At 63.7% G+C, this 17,048-nt stretch carries 16 protein-coding genes; 6 read left to right on the forward strand and 10 right to left on the reverse strand.

What is annotated here, in order from left to right; genetic code table 11:
- Positions 1–147 precede the first annotated feature (147 nt).
- From PCE31106_RS18010 to PCE31106_RS18040, 7 genes are all read right to left on the reverse strand, one after another.
- Positions 148–756, reverse strand: coding sequence for a HutD/Ves family protein (locus PCE31106_RS18010; RefSeq protein WP_150564235.1), 609 nt, complete (start codon positions 754–756; stop codon positions 148–150).
- A gap of 22 nt (positions 757–778) precedes the next feature.
- A complete protein-coding gene (locus PCE31106_RS18015; RefSeq protein WP_150564236.1) occupies positions 779–2,047 on the reverse strand; it encodes a glutamate-5-semialdehyde dehydrogenase in 1,269 nt (422 codons plus the stop codon).
- 206 nt (positions 2,048–2,253) lie between these two features.
- Positions 2,254–3,333: a DNA polymerase III subunit delta gene (gene holA / locus PCE31106_RS18020; protein WP_150564237.1), complete on the reverse strand. Its 1,080-nt coding sequence runs from the start codon at positions 3,331–3,333 to the stop codon at positions 2,254–2,256.
- Between the two features lie 11 nt (positions 3,334–3,344).
- Positions 3,345–3,860 carry an LPS-assembly lipoprotein LptE gene (locus PCE31106_RS18025; RefSeq protein WP_174975276.1) on the reverse strand — a complete coding sequence of 172 codons (516 nt, stop codon included), beginning with the start codon at positions 3,858–3,860 and terminating at the stop codon, positions 3,345–3,347.
- Positions 3,861–3,955: 95 nt separating this feature from the next.
- Entirely contained in the window at positions 3,956–6,550 is a 2,595-nt protein-coding gene (leuS, locus tag PCE31106_RS18030; protein ID WP_150564239.1) for a leucine--tRNA ligase, read from the reverse strand.
- Positions 6,551–6,864: 314 nt separating this feature from the next.
- Positions 6,865–7,662 (reverse strand): 4-hydroxy-tetrahydrodipicolinate reductase, encoded by a 798-nt coding sequence (gene dapB / locus PCE31106_RS18035; RefSeq protein WP_130027984.1) that lies wholly within the window; start codon positions 7,660–7,662, stop codon positions 6,865–6,867.
- 27 nt (positions 7,663–7,689) lie between these two features.
- The gene (locus PCE31106_RS18040) at positions 7,690–8,358 is read right to left on the reverse strand and encodes an outer membrane protein assembly factor BamE (RefSeq protein ID WP_254441167.1); all 669 of its coding nucleotides are present in this window, start codon (positions 8,356–8,358) and stop codon (positions 7,690–7,692) included.
- A gap of 166 nt (positions 8,359–8,524) precedes the next feature.
- Between PCE31106_RS18040 and fur the strand changes: the two genes are divergently transcribed.
- Complete coding sequence (gene fur, locus PCE31106_RS18045) at positions 8,525–8,962, forward strand: ferric iron uptake transcriptional regulator (protein WP_017231760.1); 438 nt, start codon at positions 8,525–8,527, stop codon at positions 8,960–8,962.
- A 158-nt stretch (positions 8,963–9,120) separates the two neighbouring features.
- On the forward strand, positions 9,121–9,984 hold the full coding sequence (locus PCE31106_RS18050) for a YveK family protein (protein WP_150564241.1): 864 nt from the start codon (positions 9,121–9,123) through the stop codon (positions 9,982–9,984).
- A 92-nt stretch (positions 9,985–10,076) separates the two neighbouring features.
- Here PCE31106_RS18050 and gap read toward each other — a convergent pair whose 3' ends face one another.
- Positions 10,077–11,087 (reverse strand): type I glyceraldehyde-3-phosphate dehydrogenase, encoded by a 1,011-nt coding sequence (gene gap, locus PCE31106_RS18055; RefSeq protein ID WP_017231759.1) that lies wholly within the window; start codon positions 11,085–11,087, stop codon positions 10,077–10,079.
- A 28-nt stretch (positions 11,088–11,115) separates the two neighbouring features.
- A complete protein-coding gene (gene tkt, locus PCE31106_RS18060; RefSeq protein ID WP_150564242.1) occupies positions 11,116–13,128 on the reverse strand; it encodes a transketolase in 2,013 nt (670 codons plus the stop codon).
- Positions 13,129–13,327: 199 nt separating this feature from the next.
- On the opposite strand from tkt, the gene PCE31106_RS18065 reads away from it, so the two are divergent.
- The 4 genes from PCE31106_RS18065 to PCE31106_RS18080 all read left to right on the forward strand — a co-directional run bounded on the left by PCE31106_RS18065 (position 13,328) and on the right by PCE31106_RS18080 (position 16,327).
- Complete coding sequence (locus tag PCE31106_RS18065) at positions 13,328–14,233, forward strand: spermine/spermidine synthase domain-containing protein (protein WP_174975278.1); 906 nt, start codon at positions 13,328–13,330, stop codon at positions 14,231–14,233.
- A 161-nt stretch (positions 14,234–14,394) separates the two neighbouring features.
- Positions 14,395–14,817: a VOC family protein gene (locus PCE31106_RS18070; RefSeq protein ID WP_017231756.1), complete on the forward strand. Its 423-nt coding sequence runs from the start codon at positions 14,395–14,397 to the stop codon at positions 14,815–14,817.
- A gap of 79 nt (positions 14,818–14,896) precedes the next feature.
- Positions 14,897–15,634 (forward strand): 16S rRNA (uracil(1498)-N(3))-methyltransferase, encoded by a 738-nt coding sequence (locus PCE31106_RS18075; RefSeq protein WP_150564244.1) that lies wholly within the window; start codon positions 14,897–14,899, stop codon positions 15,632–15,634.
- 48 nt (positions 15,635–15,682) lie between these two features.
- Positions 15,683–16,327, forward strand: coding sequence for a YidB family protein (locus PCE31106_RS18080; RefSeq protein ID WP_150564245.1), 645 nt, complete (start codon positions 15,683–15,685; stop codon positions 16,325–16,327).
- A gap of 167 nt (positions 16,328–16,494) precedes the next feature.
- On the opposite strand, the gene PCE31106_RS18085 is transcribed toward PCE31106_RS18080, so the two are convergent.
- Positions 16,495–17,001, reverse strand: coding sequence for a barstar family protein (locus PCE31106_RS18085; protein ID WP_017231753.1), 507 nt, complete (start codon positions 16,999–17,001; stop codon positions 16,495–16,497).
- Between the last annotated feature and the right edge of the window lie 47 nt (positions 17,002–17,048).

The following is a 17,048-nucleotide window of genomic DNA, read 5'->3' on the forward strand; positions in this document are numbered from 1 at the left end:
GAAAAGTATCGGGATCGGCCTAGGGAAAATACGAAGACGACGGAGGGCGCGCGTTGCGGCGCGTCGTCACGCGAGCGGACGGGATGGGATGGGATGGGATGGGGTGAGACCGGTCTGTAAGCGTCTGCGCGGCACAGGCCAGGGGGTTCAACGTCGCGAGAGCGTCGTCAGGAAGAGGTGGGCAGGGCTTGCCTCGGCCCGCAGTTCACAGACATCACCACCGTCGACGCGAAGCGCATTTCCCTCGGGAACAATCACGGCTTGGCCGTCCGCGAAGTTCGCTCGCACCTGCCCTTGCGCACAGTAAAGGAAGGCGACGGCGTCGGCGTCCGTTGGCAGCGACCACGTCACGGCGCCTCCCTCGAGCCGATGCTGCGCCAGCGTGTGCTTCCATGTGGCACGGCGCGTCATGACGTTGAAGTCGTCGATGGGCACGCCGGAAGTCTCCAGCATCGGTGTGCTGCTCACCGTCAACTCGCCGCCGAAGACGTATGGAGGCGTGCGCGTCGAGAGTGTCACGTCCGGGCGGCCTTCGACATTGAGCGTGAGGGTGCCGCCCCGCACGATGGCCAGCGAGCGATCGATGCCCGGGAACACGGAGAACGGCCCCGGGCTCGCGACCGTGGCCGTGCTGATGCGCCAATCGAAGCCGTCTTCACCGGGACGTCGCGCCACCGCCAGCTCGGTCGTGACCCCCAGGCCGTTCTTCCACGGCATCTTCTGAAAATCGGCCGGGCCGAGCGTTTGCAGTTTCATGCTACGTCTCTGACGAATTGGCTTACTGGCGGACTTCGCCGTGTCCGAACACGACGTACTTCAGACTCGTCAGGCCTTCGAGACCCACCGGACCGCGGGCGTGCAGCTTGTCGTTCGAGATACCGATCTCGGCACCCAGACCGAATTCGAAGCCGTCGGCGAAACGCGTGCTCGCGTTGATCATCACGCTCGCGGAATCGACTTCGCGCAGGAATTGCATGGCGGCGGAGTAATCCTCGGTCACGATGGCATCGGTGTGATGCGAGCCATAGCGATTGATGTGCGCGATGGCCGGCGCCATGCCATCGACGATCTTCAGCGCCAGCACCGGTGCCAGATATTCCGTCGACCAATCCGCTTCGGTCGCCGCCACCACGCCCGTCACGCCGGCGTCGCTGAGCGCCGCCAGGGTTCGGTCGCAACCGCGCAGCTCGACCTGCTTATCCTGGAACATGCGCGCGATGGCGGGCAACTGGTCGATGGCCTGTTGGTCGACGAGCAATGTTTCCATCGTGTTGCAGGTGCCATAGCGATGCGTCTTGGCGTTCTCGCAAATCGCCAGCGCCTTCGCCGGATCGGCGCGACCGTCGACGTAGACATGGCAGATGCCGTCGAGGTGCTTGATCATCGGCACCCGCGCGTCCTGCATCAACCTCGCGATCAGGCTCTTGCCGCCGCGCGGCACGATCACGTCCACATAGTCGGTCATCGTGATGAGTTCGCCGACCGCTGCGCGGTCGGGCGTGCTCACGACCTGCACGGCATCACCCGGCAACCCGCTCGCCGCGAGCGCCTGCGCGATGAGGGCGGCCAGCGCCGTGTTGCTCTCGATGGCTTCGGACCCGCCGCGCAGAATGGTCGCGTTGCCCGACTTCAGGCAAAGCGCAGCCGCGTCGATGGTCACGTTGGGACGCGATTCGTAAATGATGCCGATGACGCCCAGCGGCACGCGCATCTGACCGACCTGAATGCCGCTCGGCTGCACGCGCACGTTGCTGATCTCGCCGATGGGGTCCGACAGGCCCGCGATCTGACGCAGTCCTTCGATCATCGTGCGCAGCGCCTTGTCCGACAGCGTGAGACGGTCGATGAACGCGGCGTCCTGACCATTGGCGCGGGCGCGCTCGAGATCGCGGCGATTCACGTCCTGCAACGCCGCGCCATCGCGCTCGATGGCATCGGCAATCGCGAGCAGCGCGCGATTCTTGGCAGCGGTGTCGGCACGCGCCATGGCACGCGACGCCTCACGGGCGCGCTGGCCCAACGATTGCATGTAGGCTTTGATATCCATATCGTCTGTTTCGCAGTTCTCTTGGCGACGCAATCGCCATTACATTCGGTGGGTTTTCGGTGCCGGTCGTCATCACGGTATTCGGACGGCAGCACACGGCACGTCGCCAGTCATGCGCCAGATTGTCCGTCAATTGTGGGGATCTTGCTGGCGCGGCTCCCGTGCCCCGGGAGGTGTTCCGGCGTTTGGCAGTGCTTGGGCGCGGTCTACGCGTGCACCGGACGGGGTGCGCGAGCGGAGCGCGCCATCGGCGGTCGCTCGCCGGCGAGCAGCAGCCCGAGTTGCAGCATGCCGTCCCACGGGTCGCCGGACAGACCGTCGGCCCGCAGCCCCTTGACCTGCCGGTCAAGACGCGCGGCCAACTGCAGTGCCTGCGCCAGCTTGGCGGGTGTGACTCGGTGGGCCGCCTGCTCCATCAGGCGCTCTCGTGGCCCCCAGACCCGATACTCGCGCAACAACATCGCAAGCGGCTTGCCCGCCGCCATCCCGCGCGTGATCTTGGTGAGGGTGCGCACTTCTTCGGTCAACGCCCACAGGACCAGCGGTGCTGCTTCGCCCTCGCCACGAAGGCCGTCGAGCATGCGCACCAGCCGGGCGGTATCGCCTGCCAGGACCGCTTCACTGAGTTTGAAGACGTCGTAACGCGCCACGTTCATCACGGCATCCTGCACTTGCTCGAACGCGAGCGCACCCGCCGGATACAGCAGACCGAGCTTCTGAATCTCCTGATGGGCCGCCAGCAGGTTGCCCTCGACGCGATCCGCGATGAACTGCAGCACACGTCGTCCCGGCTCACCGGCTTCGACACGCTGCCCTTGTGCGGCGAGACGCTGCGCAATCCAGTCGGGCAGACGGCTCCGGTCGACCGGGTCGATCTTCATCGTCACGCCCTCGCGATCGAGCGCCGTGAACCAATCGGATTTGGTCGCTGCCGCATCCAGGCGGGGCAGCGTGACAATGGTCAGGACGTCGCTGTTCGCGGCACTGGCGTGCGCCTTGAGCGCTGCGCCGCCGTCCTTGCCCGGCTTTCCGCCGGGAATGCGTAACTCGATGAGTTTGCGGTCGCCGAAAAGCGACATGGACTGGCTGGCGTTGGCGAGCGCGCCCCAGTCGAAGCTGCGCTCGACGCTGAGCACATCACGCTCGGTGAAACCGCCCGCACGTGCCGCCGCGCGTACACGATCCACCGCCTCCTGAACGAGCAGGCTCTCGTCGCCGTAAATCGTATAGATCGGTGAGAGGGTCTTGGCGAGATGCGCGTCGAGCGCGTCGGGACGCAGTTGCATGATGGCAGACGTTACTCTTCCGGCTTCGTCGTCGGCAGCGATTTCACCGCTTCCATGCGACGAATGATCTGGTCGACGGCATCTTTCTGCATGTCGCGGTTGAGCAGTGCGCCTTCTGCATCACGCGCCGTCGTTTCGTTGTCGCTATAGGGCAGATTGCGCGTCAGGCGAATCGTGCTCAACGGGATGATCGGCGTGCCATCTGGTGTCACGAGTTGAAAGGTGAACGAACTACGCAGCTCGTATTCACGTGCCTGGCCATTGGCATCAAGACTGATGGCCGTCCGCGACGACGTAGTGTTCACGAACTCCAACCGCGCATCGGCATCCTTAGGCTCGGTCACCACAACGGTGTCCTTGCTGCCGTACCGGATGTAGCGCGAGATGTCGGTCGCCATCTGGCCGCCGCCGGAGATGTACAAACGGTGGAATGCATACTCGCTCGCACCGCGCAGCTGGAAGCCGCACGCCGACAGTACGAGCGCCCAACCCAGCAGGGCAATCCCGCCGAAAATCCTGCGCGTCATACCGACGCCTCGTTGCCCGGATGTCATTTGCACGTGATGTGCCCTCTTGTCACCAAACGTCATCAATTCATCGATCGGCGGCCGCAACGGCCACCTCAGAGCACTACGTTCACAAGTCGGCCCGGTACAACGATGACCTTCTTCACCGGCTTGCCTTCGCCGAACTTGGCGGTCATTTCGTGCGCCAGCGCGGCTTGTTCGATGGCCTCGCGCGAAGCGTCCTTCGCCACGCGCACGGCGCCACGCACCTTACCCGCCACCTGCAGCACGAGTTCGATCTCGTCCTGCACCAGCGCGGCGTCGTCGACTTCCGGCCACGGCGCATCGAGCAGGTCGCCCTGTTGCGCCGCGTAGCCCAATTCGACCCACAAGCCGTGGGTGACGTGCGGCACCACCGGGTACAGCACGCGCAGCAGAATCCCGTAGCACTCGCGCACCGCTCCGGCGCCCGCCGCCCCCTTGTCGCTCTCGATGGCGTTGAGCATCTTCATCGCCGCGGACACGACCGTGTTGTACTGCACACGCTGATAGTCGTAGTTGGCCTGCTTGAGCACGCCATGAATCTCGAGACGCAGCGCCTTGGCCGCCGGGTTCGCCGTATCGATGGCGGCGTCCGCCTGACGCAGCAGCGCGGCCTGCGACTGGCCGAAGCCCCACAGGCGGCGCAGGAAGCGGCTCGCGCCTTCCACACCCGCCCCCGACCATTCGAGTTGCTGTTCGGGCGGTGCCGCGAACATCACGAACAGACGCGCCGTATCGGCGCCATGCTGATCGATCAGCGACTGCGGATCCACGCCGTTGTTCTTGGACTTCGACATCTTCTCGATGCCGCCGAGCGTCACGTCCGCACCGTCAGCCTTCGACGTTGCACTGACCGGACGGCCCTTGTCGTCGAACTGCACTTGCACGTCGAGCGGATTGAACCACGTCTTCTTGCCCGCGGCATCCTCACGATAGTACGTCTCGTTGAGCACCATACCCTGCGTGAGCAGGTTCTGCGCCGGCTCCTTGAAACTCACCAGGCCCAGATCGCGCATCACCTTGGTCCAGAAGCGCGAATACAGCAAGTGGAGAATCGCGTGCTCGATGCCGCCGATGTACTGATCCATCGGCATCCAGTAATCGGTGCGCGCGTCGACCATGGTGTCGGCGTCCGGGCAGGCATAGCGCGAGAAATACCACGACGAGTCCACGAACGTGTCCATCGTGTCGGTCTCGCGGCGCGCCGGCTTGCCGCACTTCGGGCAATCGCACTTGAGAAACGCTTCCGACTTGGCCAGCGGGTTGCCGGTGCCGTCCGGCACGAGGTCTTCGGGCAACACGACCGGCAGGTCCTTTTCGGGAACCGGCACCGCGCCGCACGACGCGCAGTGAATGATCGGAATCGGCGTGCCCCAGTATCGCTGGCGCGAAATCCCCCAGTCGCGCAGACGGAACGTGACCTGCTTGTCGCCTGCACCCTGCGCCTTGAGATCCGCGGCGATGGCGTCGACGGCGGCCGCAAAGGCCAGGCCATCATATTTGCCGCTGTTGACCAGCGTGCCGTTCTCCTTGTCGCCGTACCAGGCCTGCCAGGCTTGCGTCGAATAGGTCTCGCCGGCCACCGCGACAACCTGCTTGATCGGCAGGTCGTACTTGCGCGCGAACGCAAAGTCACGCTCGTCGTGGGCCGGAACGCCCATCACCGCGCCCTCGCCATACCCCATCAGCACATAGTTGCCGATCCACACCTCGACCTTGTCGCCGGTCAGCGGATGCGTGACGAAAAAGCCCGTCGGCATGCCTTTCTTTTCCATCGTGGCGATGTCGGCTTCGGCCACGCCACCCTGCTTGCACTCGGCGATAAACGCCTGCAGGTCGGGACGCTCGGCGGCCAGACGCGTTGCCAGCGGGTGCTCGGCGGCGACTGCGCAGAAGGTCACGCCCATGATGGTGTCGGCACGCGTAGTGAACACGCGCAGCAGCTTGCGCTCGCCGTCCAGCTCGTACGGGAAGCCGAAGTTCACGCCAAAGCTCTTGCCGATCCAGTTCTGCTGCATCACCTTCACGCGCTCGGGCCAGCCGAGGTCGTCCAGGTCGCCGAGCAGTTCGTCGGCGTATTCGGTGATGCGCATGTAATACATCGGGATTTCGCGCTTCTCGATGAGCGCACCCGAGCGCCAGCCTCGACCGTCGATCACCTGCTCGTTGGCGAGCACGGTCTGATCGATCGGATCCCAGTTCACCGTGCCGGTCTTCAGGTAGACGACGCCCTTCTCGAGCATCTTCAGGAACAGCCACTGGTTCCAGCGGTAATAGTCCGGCTTGCAGGTGGCGACTTCGCGCGACCAATCGATCGCCAGACCCATCGCCTGCATCTGCTTCTTCATGTACGCAATGTTGTCGTACGTCCACTTGGCCGGCGGCACGCCGTTGGCCATTGCCGCATTTTCAGCCGGCATGCCGAAGGCGTCCCACCCCATCGGCATCAGCACGTTGTACCCGCGCATGCGCATCTGACGATACATCACGTCGTTGATGGTGTAGTTGCGCACGTGGCCCATATGCAGCTTGCCCGACGGATACGGCAGCATCGAGACGCAATAGAATTTCTGTTTGTCCGCGCGCTCGGTGGTCTTGTAGGCATCGATGGCCTGCCAATGAGACTGGGCGGAGGCTTCGACGTCGGCGGGAACGTATTTTTCTTGCATGATGGGTCGGCGGGTAGGATTCGGCTCGGCTTCGGCCCCGCCGGTGCGCGGCAAAGGGCGCGCAGCACGCAAGCGTTTGGGGGCAAATCCGGGGAAAACGATGATTATAACGCCGACGGCAACGGATTCGGCGCGACGGTGGAGAGCAGATGCGGCCTGGAGGCCGCCTTGGCGTGGCTGCCGCCCGATGCGTCTGCGATCCGTGGCGGCGTGCGTCTTTGATGTCGGCGCCCGGTGCCGGCTGGCGCAGCGTCTGCCCTCTCATGCGCCACCTCGACGGGCCATCCGCGCCCCGCACGCCGGCAAGGGCTGAATCAGCGCAGGCCCAGAACGTCCTGCATATCGAACAGGCCCGTGTTGTGTTGCGCAAGGAAACGGGCAGCACGCAGCGAGCCTTGCGCATACGACAGACGGCTCGACGACTTGTGCGTGATCTCGATGCGCTCACCGATGCCGGCAAACAGCACCGTGTGATCGCCCACGATATCGCCGCCGCGCACGGTCGCGAAACCGATGGTCGACGGATCGCGCTCGCCGGTCACGCCCTCGCGGCCGTAGATGGCGCATTCCTTCAGATCGCGGCCCAATGCGTCGGCCACGACTTCACCCATGCGCAGCGCCGTGCCCGACGGGGCATCGACCTTGTGGCGGTGATGCGCTTCGATGATCTCGATGTCGTAGCCCGTGTTCAGAATCTTCGCCGCGACTTCGAGCAGCTTGAACGTGGCATTCACACCCACGCTCATGTTCGGTGCAAACACCACGGCCACGCGCTCGGCCCCCGCGGCCAGACGCGCCTTGTCGGCTTCCGAGAATCCGGTCGTGCCGACGATCATCTTGACACCGTGCTTTTCGGCGGCAGCCAGATGCGCCAGCGTGCCTTCGGGACGCGTGAAGTCGATCAGATATTGTGCGTTGGCGAGCGCGACATCGAGATCGGCGGTGATGTTGACACCCGTCTCGCGCCCCAGAAAGGCGCCGGCGTCGTGTCCCAGCGCCGGGCTGTCCTCGCGGTCGAGCGCACCGACCAGTTCGGCGTCGTCGGTGGCCAGTACGGTTTCAATCAGCATCCGGCCCATACGGCCGGAGGCGCCAGCAATCGCAATCTTCATCATGGAATTCTTGACTCTTCAGACAGCTTACTTGGGCATCGAGAACAGGCCACCGCCGGAAGTCACCCGCGGCGACGGGACAAGCCCCGTGCCCGTGGCCGTCGTCGCGCTGCCCGAAGCGCTGTCGCCAGCGGTGGACTGTGCGTTGGACGCAGGGGCCGGCTCGGAAGCGGTAGCCGCCGCAGCGGTCGACACGGCCGCGACGTCGGACGCGGCAGGCGCGGCAGTCTCCGCGGCCGCAGCGCTCGCCGTCGACGGGGCCGAGGCGTCGGTCTTTACCGTCTTGCCCTTCTGACCATCGATTTCCCGCACCAACTGATATTCGGTCGGCAGATTTTCTCCGCCTTCCCAGCGCGCCAGCGTGTCGCCGTCGAAGTACACCTTCAGGTGACGCTCCTGAACCACCGACGCATTGCCGCGCTTGAAATAGAAGACATAGTCCCAGCGATTCGCGTGGAAGATGTCCGTGAGCAGCGGCGTGCCGAGCAGTTGACGGACCTGATCGCGCGTCATGCCGGCTTTGAGCTGCTCATAGGCCTCTTTCGAGACGAAGTTGCCTTGAACGATGTTGATTCGATACGGCGTGACCACGCCGATCACTTTGTCGGTCACGCTGTCATACGTCGAGCAACCGGCCAGGGCCAGGAATGCCGCTGCAGCGCAGACGGAGAGCGGAAGGGAGAGATAACGACGCAAATCTGACTCGCTTTCAAAAAAATCGACCTTGAATCCGGCACGCCGGGCGCGCCGCCACATCGCCCCCGTTGACGGTACAAACCGTCCCGATTGCCCTGGTTTGCGCCCGGGCAAGGCAAAAAGGCATTATTATTGCGGCTGTATTGTACTCTAGGGACGTAGAGCGATGCCGAATCCCGCCGATCTGAAAAATATCGGACTGAAAGCCACGCTTCCGCGCCTCAAAATTCTGGAGATTTTCCAGAACAGCGAGAGCGAGGTGCACCATTTAACCGCCGAAGACGTCTATCGTCATCTGCTCAACGAAAACCTCGATATCGGCCTGGCCACGGTGTACCGTGTCCTGACGCAGTTCGAGCAAGCGGGCCTATTGTCGCGCAGCAACTTTGAGTCCGGCAAGGCCGTTTTCGAGCTCAACGAAGGCCATCACCACGATCACCTCGTGTGCCTCGACTGCGGGCGTGTCGAAGAGTTCTTCGACGCCGAGATCGAACGCCGCCAGAAAATGATCGCCAAGGAACGTGGCTTCGCGCTCCAGGACCACTCGCTCGCGATGTACGGCAGCTGCACGAAAAACCCCTGCCCGCATCGTCAAAAGAATTAAACGTTGCTTTGGCAGAATGTCTTCTGATGGAGACATTCTGGGATCTTCCCCAAGGCCCAGCCATTGATGCTTTGATCGCTAATACGCATCCGCTGTCAGAGGCGGTCTAATGCGACCTGCTGGCGCTCCCCACATTATCGAAGCCCCCCTTTCTTCACATGAATCACAAAGAATCGCCCAACGACATGGCTCAGAGTGACGACGACGAAATTTCGCTGGCGGATATTCTCGATTTTGCCCGCGACAACGTCAAAGTGATTGCTGGACTTGCCGTGGTCGGCGCCATCATCGGCGTTGGCAGCACATTTGCGCTCCACAAGAAATGGGAAGGCACGGTAACGCTGCAGATCGGACGCGCGGCTGGCTCGCCCGTCGCCGGCCCTGATGGCCCCTTGATCGAGTCGATTCAGCAAACGGTCGGTCGAGTGCAACTGAGCACGTTCCGGGACAAAGTCACCGCCGAGGTACTTCCCCAGTTGCAGGGCGACGAAGCCGCGCTGCGCAAAACCGTCGCCTGGAACGCCATGAAGGCACGATCGCTTCCGGGTACTGCGTACATCGAGATCACCGCGCGCGGCACCTCGCCCGAGCAAGCCGAACAGGTGCTTAAAGCCGCATCGCAACGAATCGAAACCGAACACGCAGCAATCCTCGAACGCGCGCGCATGCTTCCCAAGCAGCAGTTGAGCGTCATTGACACCGCCATTGAGGCGAACACCAAAGCGCAGGACCAATTGAGCGCGGCATTGGCGCGATCGAAGAATTCGGATTCGGTCATGGCATTGGGCGCATTACAGAGCAGCCGGACAGAACGCGCCACGCTCAACGAAAGCCGCTTTCGCGTCTCGCAGATGCTTGCCCCGGATCAGTCGTACAACACGCGCATCGTCAGTGCGATTCAGGTCGGCCCGAACGCCGTCTTTCCGCGAAAGTCATACTTCGGCCTTGGCGGTCTGGTGTTGGGTGCCATCGTCGGCGTTATCGTCGGGCTTTGCCGCAAGGGACGCGCACGCAGCGCATAAACCGCGAAATCCCAGCACAACAACGCCGCACCCCAACGAAAAAGCCGCTGTCTCACGACAGCGGCTTTTTTACGACTGGACGTCAAACGCGATTACTTCGCCGACATGAGTGCAACGGTCGTGTCGAGCATGCGGTTCGAGAAGCCCCACTCGTTGTCGTACCACGAGCCGACCTTCACCAGGCGGCCCGACACCTTGGTCAGTGTACCGTCGAAGTTCGACGAGGCCGGGTTGTGGTTGAAGTCGACCGACACCAGCGGTGCCGTGTTGTACGTTGCGATGGCCTTGAGCGATCCCTCGGCCGCTTCCTTCAGAATCGCATTGACTTCGTCAACCGTCGTGTCGCGCTTGGCAACGAACGACAGGTCGACGATCGACACGTTGATCGTCGGAACGCGAATGGCGTAACCGTCGAGCTTGCCATTGAGTTCCGGCAACACCAGACCGACGGCCGACGCCGCGCCCGTCTTGGTCGGGATCATGCTCATCGTGGCCGAGCGCGCACGGCGCAGGTCTTCGTGATAGACGTCCGTCAGCACCTGGTCGTTGGTGTAGGCGTGCACCGTGGTCATCAGACCCGTTTCCAGACCGATCTTCTCGTGCAGCGGCTTGACCAGCGGCGCCAGGCAGTTCGTGGTGCACGAGGCGTTCGAGATGACCGTGTCGGTCGACTTGAGCACGCCTTCGTTCACGCCGAACACGATCGTGGCGTCGACATCCTTGCCGCCCGGGGCCGAGATGATGACCTTCTTCGCGCCGCCCTTCAGGTGAGCGCCGGCCTTTTCCTTCGTGGTGAAGAAGCCCGTGCACTCAAGCACGACATCCACGCCCAGCTCGCCCCACGGCAGTTCGGCCGGGTTGCGGTTGGCCAGCACGCGAATCTTGTCGCCGTTGACGATCATGAAATCGCCGTCGACCGACACCGTGCCCGGGAACTTGCCGTGCGCCGTATCGTATTGCGTCAGGTGAGCGTTCGTCTGCGCATTGCCGAGATCGTTGATGGCGACGATTTCGATGTCGTGCTTCTTACCACCTTCATAATGGGCACGCAGCACGTTGCGGCCGATACGGCCGTAGCCGTTGATAGCGACGCGAATGGTCATGGGGGTTTCTCCGTAAGGTCTAACGAAATCAGCCAAGCACGGACTTGACCGTCGCGACCACGTGGTCGACGGTGAAGCCGAAGTGTTTGAACAGCACGCCGGCCGGGGCCGACTCGCCGAAGGTGTCGATGCCGACCACGCCGCCTTCCAGGCCGACGTACTTATGCCAATACGCCGTCACGCCGGCTTCGATCGCCACGCGCGACACACCACGCGGCAGCACGCGCTCGCGATACGCCTTGTCCTGACGGTCGAACACGTTGGCCGACGGCATCGACACGACACGCGCCGCGATGCCCTCGGCAGCCAACGCCTCGGCGCCCTTGAGGGCCAGCTCGATTTCCGAGCCGGTCGCGATCAGCACGATCTGCGGATTCGCCACGTCGCGCAGCACATAGCCGCCACGACGGATATCGGCAATCTGCGCATCGTCGCGCGAGACGAACGGCAGGTTCTGACGGCTGAGCACCAGGCTCGACGGACCATCGTGACGTTCGACGGCCGCCACCCAGGCGACCGCCGTCTCCGTCGTATCGCAGGGACGCCACACGTCCATCTGCGGGATCAGGCGCAGGCTCGAGACGTGCTCGACGGACTGGTGCGTCGGACCGTCTTCACCCAGACCGATCGAGTCGTGCGTAAACACGAAGATCGAGCGCAGCTTCATCAGCGCCGCCATACGCAGCGCATTGCGGCTGTAGTCAGAGAACGTCAGGAACGTTCCACCGAACGGGATGTAGCCGCCATGCAGCGCCATGCCGTTCATGATGGCGCTCATGCCGAACTCGCGCACGCCGTAGTTGATGTGGTTGCCAAACTGCACGCCTTCCGCGTTGGCCCGCACCGCCTTGCTGGCCTTCCAATTCGTGAGGTTCGAGCCGGTCAGGTCGGCCGAGCCACCCAGGAACTCCGGCAGTACGGCGGCCAGACCTTCGATCGCAAGCTGAGAGGCCTTGCGCGTGGCGACCGTCTCGCCCTTCTCGTTAGTCTTGGCGATGAACGCGGCGGCGGCCGACTTGAAGTCGCCGGGCAGCTCACCCTTCATGCGACGCTCAAATTCGGCAGCCTCTGCCGGGAACTGGCTGCGGTAGGCGGCAAAGCGCTCGTTCCATGCGCCTTCGGCACGCTGACCGGCGGCCTTGGCATCCCATGCGGTGTAGACATCGGCCGGCAGCTCGAACGGCGGCAGGTGCCAACCGAGCGACGCGCGCGTGGCGGCGATTTCGTCGGCGCCCAACGGCGCACCATGCACATCGTGACCGCCCTGCTTGTTCGGCGCGCCCTTGCCGATCAGCGTCTTGCAGCAGATCAGCGTCGGACGATCCGAGGTCTTGGCCTGGGCGATGGCGGCGTCGACCGCGTCGACATCGTGGCCGTCGATGTCGCGAATCACGTTCCAGCCATAAGCTTCGAAGCGCTTCGGTGTGTCGTCGGCAAACCAGTATTCGACGTCGCCGTCGATCGAGATGCCGTTATCGTCGTACAGCGCGATGAGCTTGTTCAGACGCAGCGTTCCCGCGAGCGAACACGCTTCATGCGAGATGCCTTCCATCAGACAGCCGTCGCCGAGGAACGCATACGTGTAGTGGTCGACGATATCGTTGCCCGGGCGGTTGAATTCCTTGGCGAGCAGGGCCTCGGCCAGCGCGAAACCCACCGCGTTGGTGATGCCCTGACCCAGCGGGCCCGTGGTCGTCTCGATGCCCGGCGTGACGCCCACTTCCGGGTGCCCCGGCGTCTTGCTGTGCAGTTGGCGGAAGTGCTTGAGCTCTTCGATCGGCAGGTCATAGCCCGTCAGATGCAGCAACGAATAGATGAGCATCGAGCCGTGGCCATTCGACAGCACGAAGCGGTCGCGATCGAACCAATGCGGGTTGACGGGGTTGTGCTTGAGGTGACGGCCCCAGAGAGCGACCGCGATATCGGCCATGCCCATCGGCGCGCCAGGGTGACCGGAGTTGGCCTGTTGGACCGCGTCCATGGAGAGGACGCGAATGGCAGAGGCCATCAGCGCAGGCGTAGCAGAAGAGGAGTTCGTCATGGTGAACAGCCGGAAGAGCGGGCGTGCCCCCGTTGCCGCGAGCTGCCGCGCGAAATTCGAATGCGGAATAAAGTCCAAGATTTTACCAGATACGGCCGTTGCCCGGGTCGCTCGCGGCGAACTTCCCCAAATGACGGGAACGTGGAATCATGCAAAGAACAGGCATGATCGCCACCCATTAGAGGAAGTTGCCTCGCCAATGCCCGCCAAACGTGACATCAGCGGCGACCCATCGACCGCCGCATTGCGCCCGTGCGCGGCGCCGCTCGGGCCTTGGGCCGGTTATACGTTCGCCGCGCGCCCGGTATTCGCCGCCACGTCGGCCTATCAGCGCATCGAGGTCGTGGATTTGCCGGCATTCGGGGCACTTGGGCGGGCCTATCGGCTCGGCGGCCGGTTCATGGCGTCGCTCGCTGATGCGCATATCTGCCACGAATGCATGGTGCATCCGCTCTTGCTTGCGCACGGCAACGCCCAGCGTGTTTTGGTGCTTGGCGGGGGTGATGGCGGCTCGGCGCGCGAAGCCTTGCGTCACGCGAGCGTGCGCGAGGTTGTCGTCGCCGAACTCGATGCCCAGGTGCCGGCGACGATCCTGAAGTACATGCCGACGTTGGCGGACGGCGCATTCGACGATCCGCGCACCACGCTTGTCATCGGCGACGCCCGGGATCTCGTCGACGCCGCGCTGGCTCGCGGAGAAGCGTTCGACGCCGTGATTTTCGACCTGACCGACGCTGACGGCGAAGCGGCCACGCTGCATGGCGCGCCTTTCTTTGCCAAACTCCGCGCGTTACTCGGCCCACGCGGCGCTATCGCCCTGCAACTCGGGGCGCCATGGTTCGAAGCCGATCAAGTCGCGCGCATGCTCGATGCCCTGCGCTCGGTGTTCAAATTTGTCCAGCCGATAACCACGTATGTGCCGCTGTACGGCACGTTGTGGGCGCTCGCGTTCGCCAGCGATTCGCTCGACGTGCGTGGCAGCGATGCAACCGCGGCCACGCAGGCCCTGCTATCGCGAGAATCCCTGCGCCACTATGCGCCGGCCCGGCGTGCCGCGCTTTTCGACATCCCGCCGGAACTGATGGCCGTGCTCGGCGATCGATAACCAACCGCGCGACGATGAGATGACGCGACGCAAGTGAATCAAGCCCGCATTCCTTGTATATTGAAAACTCATCGCAACCGTTGGCGGCGGACCGTTCGCGTATTCGTGCGTCAGGACGAGACTGCTTTACCCACAGCCGACGCTCATACCGGAGCACCGTCATGCCCGATCCCCGCCCCGCCCATGTGCCGTGGTTGACGCCCTACCTGACCGTGCGCGACGCCAAGGCGGCGGCGACGTTCTATGCGCAGGCGTTCGGCTTCTCGGTGCATGACATGGTGAACGACGACGGCATCGTCATGCACGTGGAAATGTTTTATCAAGGGCAATTGATCGTGATGTTCGCCCCCGAGGGCGCATTCGCGAGCACCGCGCGCACGCCGCGCACCTCCGGTGTGGAGGCGTCGCAGAGCTTCTATGTCTATACGGAAGACGTCGATGCCCTATACGCGCAGGCGACCGCCGCCGGCGCGAAGGGGCTAACGCCTCCCAGCGACCAATTCTGGGGCGACCGCTTTTGCCAACTGGAAGACCCGGACGGCTATCGCTGGGGCTTCGCCCGCCCCGTCGCTCCGCGAAGCTGAGCCGTTTCTCCCTCTGGCGTTGGGGTATGCTTCTGTCCCCGGCGCCACGCCCGACCGCGCCCTTTCGACTCCCGTCCGTATGCCTCGCTTCTTTATCGATGTGCCGCTGCACGCCGGCGCACTGCTTGATCTTCCCGAGACGGTGGTGCGTCACGTTCAGGTATTGCGCCTGAAGATCGGCGATGCGCTCACGCTTTTCGACGGCACGGGCGGCCAATATCCGGCCGTGCTCACGACGCTGGAAAAGCGCCACGCCACGGCGCAACTCGGCGAACGAGAGGCGCGCGAGGTGGAGACGCCGTATCGCGTCACCCTCGCACAGGGCATCGCCGGCGGCGACAAGATGGACTGGCTGATAGAAAAGGCCATCGAGCTAGGCGTGACGGACATTCAGCCGCTGATCACCGAGCGCTCGGTGATCCGGCTCGACGGAGAACGTGCGGCGAAGCGCGTTGCGCATTGGCAGGCGCTGGCACAGGCCGCTTGCGAGCAATGCGGCCGAAATCGCGTGCCACGCGTCCTGCCGATTCGCCCGATCGGCGCTTGGCTGCGCGAGCAAGGCGCGGTGACAGACGACGGATGGCGTGTGCTATTGTCACCCAGAGCGGACAGCGGTTTCGACTCGCTGCCGCTGCACGCACCGTCCCAGCCAGGCGTTTTGCTGTTCGGCCCGGAAGGCGGACTGGCACCGCACGAAGAATCCCTCGCGCGGGAGGCCGGTTTTACGGCGATTCGCCTGGGCGAACGCATCTTGCGAACGGAAACGGCGGGTATCGCGGTCCTCGCGGCATTGGCCGCGCGCTGGGGCGGTTGGTAAGCCCCGACGATTTGAACATTGGCTTCACAAGCCTAAAGGAGTCATCCCATGGGTATCCTGGATTCCATTCTCGGCGGCATTTCTGGCAATTCGGCCGATGGTGGTAGCGGTAGCGGCGGCAACACCAAGATGTTGCTGCTGATGGGTTTGCTGGCGATGATCGCCAACCGTTCCGGCAACGCGCAGGCACAGGGCGGCCAGGGCGGCGACCTGATTGGCTCGCTGGGGGGCGCACTCAGCGGGATGCTGGGCGGCGCGGCGGCGGGCGCTGGTGGTGCCGGCGGTCTTGGCGGTTTGCTGGGCGGGCTGCTGGGCGGAGGACAAGCACCGCAGCAGGATGCCGCCGGCAACCCCGCGACGTCCCCTGGCGACTTGGTGGGCGCGCTCGGCGGACTGGGCGGACTGACGCAGGTGCTGGAAAATAGCGGCCTGGGCGATGCGATGCGCTCGTGGGTCGGCACCGGCAGCAATCAGCCAGTGTCGGCCGATCAGGTGGCCCAGGCGCTTGGCCCGGGAGGACATCTGCAGCAACTGGCCGATTCGGCGGGCGTAAGCCAGGATGAGGCAGCACAGCAACTGTCATCGCTGCTGCCCGAGGTGGTCAATCACCTCACACCGAACGGCGATCTACCGCAAGGCCATCTCGACCTGGCGAGCCTCGCCCAGCAATTCCTCGGCGGACGGACCGGCTGAGGCAAGGCCATCCAGGAATCCGATAATCGCCGGCTGAAAACGTAAAAAGGTCCGCAATGCGGACCTTTTTCGTGAGGTTGACGTGACGCATGTTCGCATCGGGGCAAGACCGGTGACGTCAAACGATGTTTCCGAGGTCACTCACCGACGATTCGCTTGGTGGGCCGTCAGGCAAACGAGTAAAAGACGCGGAACGTGATACGACGCTCCGCCCAGAACTCCGCGGCATCGCGGAACACGTCCAGCAGGGTTTCGCGACCGTCCTTATCGAACTTCGTCGCCACCGGCAATCCCTCGAGCACGACGACAAAACCAGGCTGCGGGCCTGCGTGATGCACCAGATCGGTCAGACAATCGTGCAAGGCGTCGTAATTCTTTCCGAAATGCTTGGGAAACAGGAACGACGTGGCGATCGTCTCCAGCACCTCGGCCTTGCTCTGCGCCTGCGAACAATTGGCGTAGAGGAAGTGCTGCCCGAGTCGCTCGGCCTCTGCGGCCAATTCCGGCACGCGGAATGCGCGGATCGACTGCACGATATTCGGCCTGACGGTCTTGAAAAGACTCATATCTCCCTCTTCCGATAAGGTATGGCGGCGGCCGGCCCGCGCGACAGCATGCAGGCCCAGCACCTGCTTGAACAAGTTGCCCTCGCCCGCACCGAATGGATCTGCCATACGATCTTTCCCGCGTTCCTGTGCGAAAACCGGCTCACTCATACTGC

This window comes from Pandoraea cepalis (assembly GCF_902459665.1).
In the GTDB taxonomy this organism is placed as follows: domain Bacteria; phylum Pseudomonadota; class Gammaproteobacteria; order Burkholderiales; family Burkholderiaceae; genus Pandoraea; species Pandoraea cepalis.

What these genes read in the sequence shown, in the direction of transcription:
- PCE31106_RS18010 (WP_150564235.1), bottom strand. Translation starts at nt 756, where the DNA reads ATGAAACTGCAAACGCTCGGCCCGGCCGATTTTCAGAAGATGCCGTGG.
- PCE31106_RS18015 (WP_150564236.1), bottom strand. Translation starts at nt 2,047, where the DNA reads ATGGATATCAAAGCCTACATGCAATCGTTGGGCCAGCGCGCCCGTGAG.
- holA (WP_150564237.1), bottom strand. Translation starts at nt 3,333, where the DNA reads ATGCAACTGCGTCCCGACGCGCTCGACGCGCATCTCGCCAAGACCCTC.
- PCE31106_RS18025 (WP_174975276.1), bottom strand. Translation starts at nt 3,860, where the DNA reads ATGACGCGCAGGATTTTCGGCGGGATTGCCCTGCTGGGTTGGGCGCTC.
- leuS (WP_150564239.1), bottom strand. Translation starts at nt 6,550, where the DNA reads ATGCAAGAAAAATACGTTCCCGCCGACGTCGAAGCCTCCGCCCAGTCT.
- dapB (WP_130027984.1), bottom strand. Translation starts at nt 7,662, where the DNA reads ATGAAGATTGCGATTGCTGGCGCCTCCGGCCGTATGGGCCGGATGCTG.
- fur (WP_017231760.1), top strand. Translation starts at nt 8,525, where the DNA reads ATGCCGAATCCCGCCGATCTGAAAAATATCGGACTGAAAGCCACGCTT.
- PCE31106_RS18050 (WP_150564241.1), top strand. Translation starts at nt 9,121, where the DNA reads ATGAATCACAAAGAATCGCCCAACGACATGGCTCAGAGTGACGACGAC.
- gap (WP_017231759.1), bottom strand. Translation starts at nt 11,087, where the DNA reads ATGACCATTCGCGTCGCTATCAACGGCTACGGCCGTATCGGCCGCAAC.
- tkt (WP_150564242.1), bottom strand. Translation starts at nt 13,128, where the DNA reads ATGACGAACTCCTCTTCTGCTACGCCTGCGCTGATGGCCTCTGCCATT.
- PCE31106_RS18065 (WP_174975278.1), top strand. Translation starts at nt 13,328, where the DNA reads ATGCCCGCCAAACGTGACATCAGCGGCGACCCATCGACCGCCGCATTG.
- PCE31106_RS18070 (WP_017231756.1), top strand. Translation starts at nt 14,395, where the DNA reads ATGCCCGATCCCCGCCCCGCCCATGTGCCGTGGTTGACGCCCTACCTG.
- PCE31106_RS18075 (WP_150564244.1), top strand. Translation starts at nt 14,897, where the DNA reads ATGCCTCGCTTCTTTATCGATGTGCCGCTGCACGCCGGCGCACTGCTT.
- PCE31106_RS18080 (WP_150564245.1), top strand. Translation starts at nt 15,683, where the DNA reads ATGGGTATCCTGGATTCCATTCTCGGCGGCATTTCTGGCAATTCGGCC.
- PCE31106_RS18085 (WP_017231753.1), bottom strand. Translation starts at nt 17,001, where the DNA reads ATGGCAGATCCATTCGGTGCGGGCGAGGGCAACTTGTTCAAGCAGGTG.